The following is an 11788-nucleotide window of genomic DNA, read 5'->3' as shown; positions in this document are numbered from 1 at the left end:
CAGAATAATTAATAAGGAAATCCGTCTTGAGAAATTGAGCCGGATTTTTTGTTTATTTTTGTTTTAAATACTGACGTTTATGAAACCATTTAAATCTATTCTAGCAATATTTTATTTATTAACAACAATTTCCCTAGCACAACCAGGTACAAATGATCCATCTTTCAATGCGTCAGATAATGGCTTTTATGGCAATAGTAACGGTTTATCAACTGTATGTTATTCATCATTAATTCAAGCAGATGGTAAAATTTTGGTTGGAGGAGCCAATTCTCATCCTGTTTTACATTATAATGGGTTTACTCATTATGGAATAACCAGGATTAATACTGATGGAAGTATAGATTTGTCTTTTAATTTAGGCACAGGATTCAATTCTTGGACTAATGCGATTGCTCTTCAAAGTGACGGTAAAATTATTGCAGGAGGTCCATTTACGACTTGTAATGGTGTTACTAGAAATGGAATAGCACGCTTAAATACAGATGGGAGCTTGGATACAACTTTTAATCCTGGAATGGGTTTTCCTTTTGGAAGTAGTATTGGATCAATTGCAGTTCAGACAGACGGAAAAATAATTGTAGCAGGAAACTTTAATTCTTTCAATGGATTTTCTCGTTCACGCATAGTTAGATTAAATACAGATGGTTCTATAGATTTAAGTTATATTATCGGAACTGGCTTTACAGGATTAAGTAATAGTGGAGTATCTTCAATTAAACTTCAACCAGATGGTAAACTGATAGCAGTTGGAAGTTTCTCAGGTTACAACGGGACCACGAGACTTGGGATAGCAAGATTAACCACAAATGGTAGTTTAGATGCAACATTTAATCCAGGGTCTGGTTTTAATGGCACAGTTTGGGATTTGGATATACAAACAGACGGAAAAATTGTCGCTGTTGGTGGATTTACATCATTTTATGGTCAAAGTAGTAGTCGAATAGCAAGACTAAATAGCAATGGTACTATTGATGCTTCATTTGTAATTGGAAGCGGATTTAATACGGGGTATTGTACAGCTGTAAAAATAAAAAATGATGGAACGATTATGGTAGGCGGAACCCATTATTCTTATAATGGAACATTATGTGCGTATTTAGTTCGAATCAATTCAAATGGCTCTGTCGAACCGGTTTTTAGTTCAAATTTGGGTGCTGCGCTTAATAGTCAAGTTGAGGACATTAGTATACAAAATGACGGGAAAATAATTGTACTTGGATCTTTTTCCTCTTATAATTTGACGCTAACAGGTAGCATGCTTCGATTAAACGTTGATGGGAATCTAGATGAGACCTTTAATCAAGGTTCCGGGTTTAATGAATTTGCAGGCAGCATGGGTTTTCAAGCAGACGGGAAGCAAGTAATAGGAGGAAACTTTTCAAAATACAATGGGATTATCCAAAATAAGATAACACGCATATATTCGAATGGCGATATAGATACAACCTTTGATATTGGTGAAGGATTTAACAATACGGTATCAACAATAAGGATACAAGATGATGATAAAATATTAGTTGCAGGTGATTTTTCGTTGTATAATGGTTTAAGTCGTTTAAAAATAGCCCGCTTGAATCCTGATGGCAGTTTGGATTCCACATTTGATCCTGGAAGTGGTTTTAATAACTATGTTCGAAATTTATGTGTTCAAGGTGATGGAAAAATACTTGCAGGGGGAACGTTTACATCGTTTAATGGAAATACTCAAAACTATTTTATACGATTAAATGCTGACGGAAGCCAAGATCAAACATTTATCTGGAATTCAAATAATCCGGTATACTCATCCATTATACAACCTGATGGAAAGATTGTTGTTGTAGGTGATTTTACTTATTGTAATGGAAATAGTGTAAATAAAATTACGCGTTTGAATACAAATGGCGGTATCGATCTTACATTTAATTCAGGAAACGGACCAAATTATAGTATTTATACTAGTGCTATTCAGGCGGATGGAAAAATTTTAGTCGGGGGTAATTTCACAACATTTAATGGTTTACCTAAAAACCGACTGGTTCGTTTGAATAGTAATGGCAGTTTGGATGCTACTTTTAATACAGGAAGTGGACTTAATGGGGATGTGAAAACGATTATTGTTCAGGACGATGGTAAAATAATTATTGGAGGAAGTTTCACATCATACAATGGAATTAGTAGAAACAGGATAGTGCGCTTGAATAGTGATGGCAGTTTGGATGGTACATTTATTTCAGGTACCGGATTTGATGATGAAGTACTTTCGTTACTGCTACAAGCGGATCAGAAAATTTTTGTGGGTGGAAGATTTTCCAATTATAATGGTAATCCAAGAAACCGGTTGACTCGGTTATTGAATTGTTACCCTTCAACTAGTTCAATTACTGCCTCGGCGTGCAACAATTATACTCTGAATGGCCAAAATTATACGTCAAGTGGGATTTACACCCAGACATTAATTAATTCTCAAGGGTGCGACTCAATTATTACTTTAAACTTAAGTATTCAACATACAAACGATACATTATTTGTTTCAACATGTGACGTATATAACTGGTATGGTCAAGCTTATTCAACTAGTGGGTTTTATTCCCATCAATTTACGAATATGTATGGTTGTGATTCAATTATTACCCTGTCTCTTATTGTAAGTAATCCATCATCAAGCACGATTAATACGGTTGAATGTAATAGTTATTTATTCAATGGTAATCAATATTTTTTTTCGGGTCAATATTTAGACACTATATCAAATTCAGCTGGCTGTGATTCTATTATAACCCTTAACTTAACTATTCTAAACTCGACTAGTAGTAGCCAAAGCCAAACTTACTGTGGTCCTTTTACCTGGTCGGTCAACAATCAAACTTATATGGCATCCGGTCAATACATCGATACCATTCCAAACGCAGTAGGTTGTGATTCGATCATTACATTAGACTTAACGATTTTGAATTCAAGTTCGAATACCGAAACCCAAACTGCCTGCGGTTCTTTCACGTGGCCGATTAATGGTCAAACCTATGCAGCTTCCGGTCAATATGTGGATACCATTCCGAATGCAGCAGGTTGCGATTCCATCATAACATTAGATCTGACAATTATTCCAGCCTTGCCGTTAGTAATCGAAAGTTCCTTCTCCTTGCCTTCCGATGCAAATACCTGTATAGGTGAAGCAGCAATTGATCTTTCAGGAAACGCACCGTTCGAACTCGATTTCGACAGCGGTTCACAAATCATCACTTCAAACGGATACAGTTTGGTCGCAGGCTTATGCCCCGGAACTCACGATCTGCATGTAACGGATAATTGTGGAGACACCCTTTCCACGACGATCGTCATTCCGGTCGACTCCAACTTTGTCTTCAATAACCCGTTCATCGATTCGTTGGCGCAGGATTCTTTGGGCGTCACGATGACTAACTGTGACATTTACTACGCCGGAATTGACACGGCTTACATTGATTCGATCTGGGCAAACGGAAATACCGTAAACGTAATCTGGAATATTGTAGACTCCAACGGATCTAATTTCGACACGACCAGTTATGTTCTGAATAATGGAAATGGCGTTTACTGGCTGCAATTGAGCGTCTTCTGTCCGAATAAATCGTTGGGAGAGTACTTCACAGTAACGGAAGCAATCTACTTCAACAATGGAAATGTGAGCACGGCCGGCCTGACCAATAACGGTAAGGATCTCTTTGAACTTTATCCGAACCCAACCAACGATCAGGTTCATATTTCTTTCTCCGGCTCCGATGCCGAATTGACGGTTTATGATGTTCAGGGGAAAGTGGTATTGAAAGAGAAAATCCAAAACCAGGGAGTCGTTTCCTTGCAACATATGGAACGCGGAGTGTATTTATTCGATTTCAACAATTCGCAGGGACATAGCGTTCAGCGGATGGTGAAGCAGTGACAGTATCCGTTATTACTAACTATATTCAAGATCCGGTTATCAATCGATAACTGGATTTTGTATTTTTAAGCTCCCATTTACCTCCATGAATGAAAATCTTAATTATAGATGACGAAAAAATGGCCCGTGAAAATTGTCAGATGGTACTGTCCAGAAGCAGTATTGACAACTTGGTGGTTCGCGAAGCAGACAGTGTTCCCGCTGCTTTAAAAGAAATTGACGAGTTCAATCCCGATTTGTTGTTATTGGATATCCAATTGCATGATAAAAGCGGATTCGATATTCTTCAAACCATCGCACCACGGTATATTCCGACCATTTTTATAACTGCATATAACGATTTCGCTTTGAAAGCATTCCAGGTATCCGCATTGGATTACCTGCTGAAACCTTTTGATCCGTCGGATTTGAGTGCCGCGTTGCTAAAAACGCATACCCGCATTCAGAATAACAAGATCCTGGAACAATTGGATGTATTCCGCCAGCAATTCAAACCTGCAGAACCAAAGCGTATTGTGCTGAATACGGCAGATGTGCTGCACATTATTGACCTAAACGATATTACCTATTGCTTGGCAGATGGCGCATATACCCATTTCCATTTTGCGGACCGCAAACCCATTCTGGTTTCCAAAACGCTTGCGCATTTCGAGAACATTATCGACAGTAACCAATTTATTCGGACCCATCAGAGTTACCTGGTAAACATGCGCTACGTAACTCAGTTCGATAAACGCAACGGGGGATTCCTGATCTTAGCAAATGAAATCGAAATACCGGTATCTACGCGCAAAAAGGAAGAAGTAATGGCGCATTTTAAGGCAAATCAATAATGAAAGAGTTCTTCCGAAAGCATTTCAGTGCGCAGCAACGCGGACGCCGTTTGATCCTTTGTTTTTTTTGTGCATTTACGCACTCGTTTAATGCCCAGCCACCGCTCGACAGTTTGTTGCGCAAAGTCCGTTACCAGCAGGAAGATTCGATTAAAGCAAAGCTCTATTACGATATTGGGGTTAGCTATTTCTACAGTGATAAAGCACAGTTCCGTTCTTATATGGACAGTGTTCAGCGTCTGTCACGCAGGATCAATTACAGCAAAGGAATAGGACTCGCTTATGCGGCTTACGGGAATTACTATATGTCACTCAACGACTGGGATAAAATGAAGTACAATCTTCAGAAATCCGATAGTATTTTCAGAAAGTTAGGAAATGAGCAATCCCGATTAATGTTCAGTAAGGGATTATATGCACATTACTACAAATTGCAAGGGGATTATAAAAAAGCACTTCAAATTAACCTGGAGATACTCCATTACCATGAAAAGAACGGCCCCAAGTCGGATGAAGCAAAGATGTTGGGAGCAATAGCAATTTTACTGCAACAGCTCGAACGGTACAAGGAAGCCGCGGATTATTATAAACGGTCGATTCGGATCCGGAAAGAGATCAAAGATTTTAGCGGACAGTCCATCGCTTCATTGAATCTGGGAGGGATGCTCGCGGAGCAAAAACAATACACCAGTGCAGAACCATATTTGCTGGAAGCTTTGCGGCTGCAAAAAGATTTTCAACAAGAAAGGGTGATTAAAACCGCTCAGGCGAATCTGGCCCATGTTTATGCTGAAACCGGAAGGAGCAGGAAAGCATTGGAGCTGGTCAAAGAATGTGAAGCATTTTATCTGGAAGAAAAAGACACAGTGAATGCAGTGAAAATTTCTTTTTACCAATGTATTGCCTATATGAAACAAAAGCAGTACGACAAAGCACTTGCTGTTTTGAACTCAAAACATAATTGGATACGCAATAATCGCGATTACTCTGAATTGGAAGCAGATATGCTTTGGCATTATTACAGGGTTTACAAAACCATGGGAAAAATGGAAGTTGCGCTGGAATATTTTGAAGAGGCTAAAGAACTGGAAGACAATAACAGCAGTATGGAGATCCAACATGGGATTTCCCGCATGAAGGAACAGTATGAAACAGAAAAAAAGCAACGGGAGAATTTGCAGTTAAGACAGCAAAACCTGCTGAAAGACATTAAGTTAGACCGACTTAATTATTTCATCTACGGGTCCGTTTTATTGCTTTTGCTTATTAGTGTCATTGCTTATACGACCGTGCGCTATAACCGATTGAAGGCTGGAAAAATTGCCGTTGAAATGGAACAGCGTTTATTGCAAAGCCAAATGAACCCGCATTTTATCTTCAATGTACTCAATGCCATTCATACCTATATGTTGAGAAAAGATACGGAAGAATCCGGGAAACTCCTTACTTCATTTGCACGATTGGTGCGGTCTATCCTACAGCATTCTTCAACCGATAATATTTCCCTGGAGGAAGAGTTAAAATGGTTGAAAGATTACATGCGTTTACAACAATTGCGCTTTAGCAATGCATTTGATTATACCATTGAAATAGACGAACAATTATCACCCGATAACCTGTTATTGCCACCGATGCTTATTCAACCCTTTATTGAGAATGCCATCGAGCATGGATTCTCAGAATTGGATAAACCCGGAAAATTGACCATTTCCTATAAGAAAACAGGAAAAGAGGTAGCGATTTCAATTACGGATAACGGAAGAGGGTTTTCAACAAATAGACCCGTGAACACGAAAAAAGAACACGAATCCATGGCCATTCAAATTACTGAAAAGCGGATCCAACTGTTAAACAAAAAATGGAAAGGGGCTTTCAAATTTGAAATCAGCTCCATCCCGATGGAAGGAACAAGGGTGGTCTTCTCCATTCCATACAACACGCTTTTTGATTAAAACTTCGGACAATTGACCAAAAGCCGGAACGCTTATTTGAAAAAAGGGTACACTTACCAATTGTTCCTGTCCGGACACCAAAACAGGCTGTTTCGCTAGCTTTGGTTGCTATATTTTTGCTTCCAAACACAAAGAAATTATGAGATTAATTCTAGTATCAATCGCAGCAGTAGGATTACTGCTTGGGTCCTGTACCTCCGAACCACCTGTATCGATCAAAAAAGGAACTGAAACCAAATTTGATGATCAAAAAATCACAGTTGATTTTAAAGCAAGTTCTGTTTTGGTAAACGAAGAAGAGCAACAAACACTGATTGCACCGGAAGGTAAAATCTACATCGTAGTGGATGTAAAAGCTGAAAACAGCAATTATTTCCTTTCCCTGAAAGAAGGAGATAAAGAAATCGAACAAGTGGATTTCCTGGTAGCGGGACCTTTTGTTAGAGATTTGGATATTGCAACAAGTCCGGATAAAAGCAATTTGTACTTAGTAGATGCAGATGGAAAGTACACCATTGAAATCAATTCATTCGGGGATGCATCCGCAACATTGAATGTGGGAGTGCTGAAAGATGAAGCAACGGTGAAAGTGAGTGACCGGATGAACGCATTCCTGAATGAATTTGCGGAAGGTGGTCGCATTTTGGAAGCAGCTAAGAACTATGTGAAAAGTGGCGTGAATCCTTACGATATCACTACTGAAAACGGAGAACCAATGTTTGGAGATCCTGCAACGAAAGGACTTCAAATTACCAACATCAAAGCAGATGGAACGTATGTTTGTTCTGCGGAACTGTGGTACGAATCAGTGGAAGTAAGCTGGGACGGGGACAACATTTCCAAAATAGTGGTAACCGTGAAATAAGAAACTCAATAACCCACCCTACTAAAAGAAAGGGCGCTGTAACTCAAGCCAATGCCCGAATCCGTCTTTCATCCTGTCATAGGATGGGAGACGGATTTTTTTGTTGAAGTGAAACACTTGAAACCAACAATTTGAGCGACTTAATCTTGAAACTGCAAATAGATTTTGTATGTTTGTCGAATCAATTTAATCAGATGAATCAATTTTGCACATTCTTACTACTTCTTGCAATTTTTATTACACAAAATGCCTTTGCACAACCAGGTAGCAACGATCCGACATTTAGCCCACCCAACTTGGTTAATGGGATGGGCGATGGAGTTAGTAATCTTACCTGGGTAACTGTCATTCAACCGGACGGAAAGATACTTATTGCTTCGGGAGCCAATACTACTTATAATGGCATTCCAATTAATGGAATTGCAAGATTAAATCCGGATGGGACATTGGATACTTCTTTTCATACAGGGACCGGATTGAATGCAGGATATTTACGTTGCATGGTACTTCAGCCAGATGGGAAAATTGTACTTGCCGGTGGTGGTTTTTCATCTTATAACGGAATACTGGCATTGGGAGTTTTCAGATTGAATGCGAATGGAACAATGGATCAATCCTTTTTCTCTCAGTCCACTCCTTCTTATCCTGGTGGAAATGCCCTTAATCAAGGATTAATATATACTATGCAACGTCAATCCGATGGAAAAATAATAATTGGTGGCTATTTCACCAGGATCAATACAGCAACAAGAAATTTTATTGCCAGATTGAATGCCAATGGAACACTAGATCCTTCTTTCGGAGGACCGGGTCAAGGTACAAACGATCCGGTTAATTCAATATCTGTTCAATCAAACGATAAAATCATTGTATGTGGCGATTTCAGTGTATGCAATGGCTATAGTAGAAACGGTATTGCGAGGTTGAATGCAAACGGGTCAATCGATAATACATTCCTTTCCGGTAGCGGAGCATCCTATATAGAAACAAGTGCCCTTTTAGCGAATGATCAAATTATGATACAGGGTTCATTCCTGAGCTATAATGGAACTTCAATTAGAGGTTTGGCAAGATTAAATGCGAATGGAACCTTAGACAATAGTTTTAACCCCGGAACGGGAGTTAGCGGCGGATATGTTTATACAATAAGCCAGCAATCTGACAATAAGTTAATCTTGGGAGGAATCTACACTACGTATAATGGAACCACTGCCAATAGGATAATAAGATTGAATTCTGATGGAACGATAGATCCGGGCTTTGATGCAGGAACAGGGTTTAATGGTACGGTCTATAGTTCAGCATTGGTGGCGAATGGCAAAATTATTCTTGTTGGAGATTTCACTGTATTTAATGGTTACTTAACTTCCAGAATTGTCAGATTAGATTCCAACGGTCATCTGGATTTCACATTTAATCCTTCATCAGGTACAAATTCTACAATTAATGCTTCTGAAATTCTATCGGATGGCAAAATACTGATTGGAGGAGATTTTACCGGGTATAATGGAATCCCTTATAGTAAAATTGCCAGATTGAAAGACGATGGAGTACTCGATACATCGTTCCATATTGGCTCCGGTATGAATGCATCCGTAAAAACACTTGCAGTTCAAAGTGATGGTAAATTCCTCGTTGGAGGGGATTTTACTACGTATAAAGGATCGTCAATTAACAGAATTGCCCGATTAACAACAAATGGAGATCTGGACTCGTCCTATAACTCTTTTATAGGAGCAAATAAAACAATCCAAACTATTGTATCACAGTCTGATGGCAAAGTTGTTCTTGGCGGAGATTTTACAAGTTACAATGGAAATAGTGTAAATCGAATTGTTAGGTCGAATACAAATGGATCGATAGACAATTCATTCTCCATCGGCTCGGGATTCGATACAACAGTAACTTCAATCAGTTTGCAGCCGGACGGAAAAATCTTGGTAGGCGGAAACTTCAATTCTTTCAACGGATCCTCTGCAAATAAACTGCTTAGACTCACAGCTACAGGAATTCCGGATCCTTCATTTGTGATTGGAGCCGGTCCTAATGGAAAAGTAAGGGACCTTAAATTACAAACAGATGGGAAATTACTGGTTGGTGGAGATTTTACCACTTACAATGGTATGGCAGCCGCTAAAATCCTCCGATTAAATTCGGATGGATCAATGGATGGGACCTTTAATTCCGGATCCGGATTTAATGCCGCCGTTGAAACAATCAACGTTCAAACGGATGGGAAGCTACTGATCGGAGGAGATTTCACAACTTATAATGGTACACCGGTTAACCGTTTGATCAGACTGAATCCGGACGGTTCGATAGATTCCGTTTTTGAAACTGAAACAGGAACAAACCTTTCTATAAATGCAATAAATATCCAATCCGATGGCCGCATAGTGATTAGTGGCGCATTTACGAATTACAACGGAATTCCAAGAAATCGCATTGCGCGATTACGGGTATGTGAACCGGAAACAGCATTGGAGAATCAAGCAGTTTGTTCATCCTATCACTGGAATTTAACAGGTCAGGCTTATACCACAAGCGGAGTTTACACACATACTGTTAGCGGAGCATTGGCAAACGGGTGCGATTCGGTTTATACCTTGAACCTAACGATTTATCCACCCTCAAATTTGATTCAAACAGTTAGCAACTGTGTGACTTATCTTTGGCCTCAAAATGGTACTGTTTATACGTCTTCCGGTCAATATACAGATACCCTGACGAATATATTTGGCTGTGATTCGATCATTGTATTGAATTTAACGATTACTCATCCGAATAGTGGAACAGATACTCAAACTGCTTGTGATTCCTACGATTGGATTGATGGAAATACATACACTTCTTCTACGAACACACCGACTTTTGTATTGCAAAATGCCGCAGGTTGTGATTCTACAGTTACCTTGAATCTAACGATTACACATTCTACGACAGGAACGGACGTTCAAACTGCTTGTGATTCCTACGATTGGATTGATGGAAACACATACACTTCTTCTACAAACACACCGACTTTTGTATTGCAAAATGCCGCAGGTTGTGATTCCACCGTTACTTTGAATCTAACTATTAATCATTCGACGACGGGAACGGATATTCAAACTGCTTGTGATTCCTACGATTGGATTGATGGAAATACATACACTTCTTCTACGAACACACCGACTTTTGTGTTGCAAAATGCCGCAGGTTGTGATTCTACAGTTACCTTGAATCTAACTATTAATCATTCTACGACAGGAACGGACGTTCAAACTGCTTGTGATTCCTACGATTGGATTGATGGAAATACGTATACATCTTCTACAAACACACCGACTTTTGTATTGCAAAATGCCGCAGGTTGTGATTCTACAGTTACCTTGAATCTAACTATTAATCATTCTACGACAGGAACGGATATTCAAACTGCTTGTGATTCCTACGATTGGATTGATGGAAATACATACACTTCTTCTACGAACACACCGACTTTTGTGTTGCAAAATGCCGCAGGTTGTGATTCTACAGTTACCTTGAATCTAACTATTAATCATTCTACGACAGGAACGGACGTTCAAACTGCTTGTGATTCCTACGATTGGATTGATGGAAATACATACACTTCTTCTACAAACACACCGACTTTTGTATTGCAAAATGCCGCAGGTTGTGATTCTACAGTTACCTTGAATCTAACTATTAATCATTCTACGACAGGAACGGATATTCAAACTGCTTGTGATTCCTACGATTGGATTGATGGAAATACATACACTTCTTCTACGAACACACCGACTTTTGTGTTGCAAAATGCCGCAGGTTGTGATTCTACAGTTACCTTGAATCTAACGATTACACATTCTACGACAGGAACGGACGTTCAAACTGCTTGTGATTCCTACGATTGGATTGATGGAAACACATACACTTCTTCTACAAACACACCGACTTTTGTATTACAAAATGTCGCAGGTTGTGATTCCACCGTTACTTTGAATCTAACTATTAATCATTCGACGACGGGAACGGATATTCAAACTGCTTGTGATTCCTACGATTGGATTGATGGAAATACATACACTTCTTCTACAAACACACCGACTTTTGTATTACAAAATGTCGCAGGTTGTGATTCCACCGTTACTTTGAATCTAACTATTAATCATTCGACGACGGGAACGGATATTCAAACTGCTTGTGATTCCTACGATTGGATTGATGGAAATACATACACTTCTTCTAC

Annotated in this window: 5 protein-coding genes; all 5 read left to right on the top strand. The window is 39.2% G+C overall.

Annotated features, from left to right (window positions below):
• Positions 1 to 79 precede the first annotated feature (79 nt).
• Positions 80 to 3904, top strand: coding sequence for a T9SS type A sorting domain-containing protein (locus FO442_RS03715; RefSeq protein ID WP_144331809.1), 3825 nt, complete (start codon positions 80 to 82; stop codon positions 3902 to 3904).
• 89 nt (positions 3905 to 3993) lie between these two features.
• Complete coding sequence (locus FO442_RS03710) at positions 3994 to 4737, top strand: LytR/AlgR family response regulator transcription factor (RefSeq protein ID WP_144331808.1); 744 nt, start codon at positions 3994 to 3996, stop codon at positions 4735 to 4737.
• The gene (locus FO442_RS03705; RefSeq protein WP_144331807.1) at positions 4737 to 6689 is read left to right on the top strand and encodes a tetratricopeptide repeat-containing sensor histidine kinase; all 1953 of its coding nucleotides are present in this window, start codon (positions 4737 to 4739) and stop codon (positions 6687 to 6689) included. Before FO442_RS03710 ends, FO442_RS03705 begins: the two co-directional genes overlap by 1 nt.
• 139 nt (positions 6690 to 6828) lie before the next feature.
• Entirely contained in the window at positions 6829 to 7554 is a 726-nt protein-coding gene (locus tag FO442_RS03700; RefSeq protein ID WP_144331806.1) for a hypothetical protein, read from the top strand.
• A 194-nt stretch (positions 7555 to 7748) separates the two neighbouring features.
• The coding region (locus FO442_RS03695) for a delta-60 repeat domain-containing protein (protein WP_186279877.1) at positions 7749 to 11788 on the top strand (4040 nt) is incomplete at its 3' end.

The organism is Fluviicola chungangensis, from assembly GCF_007558725.1.
GTDB lineage: Bacteria > Bacteroidota > Bacteroidia > Flavobacteriales_D > Crocinitomicaceae > Fluviicola > Fluviicola chungangensis.
This window is presented reverse-complemented; position numbering and strand designations above follow the sequence as displayed.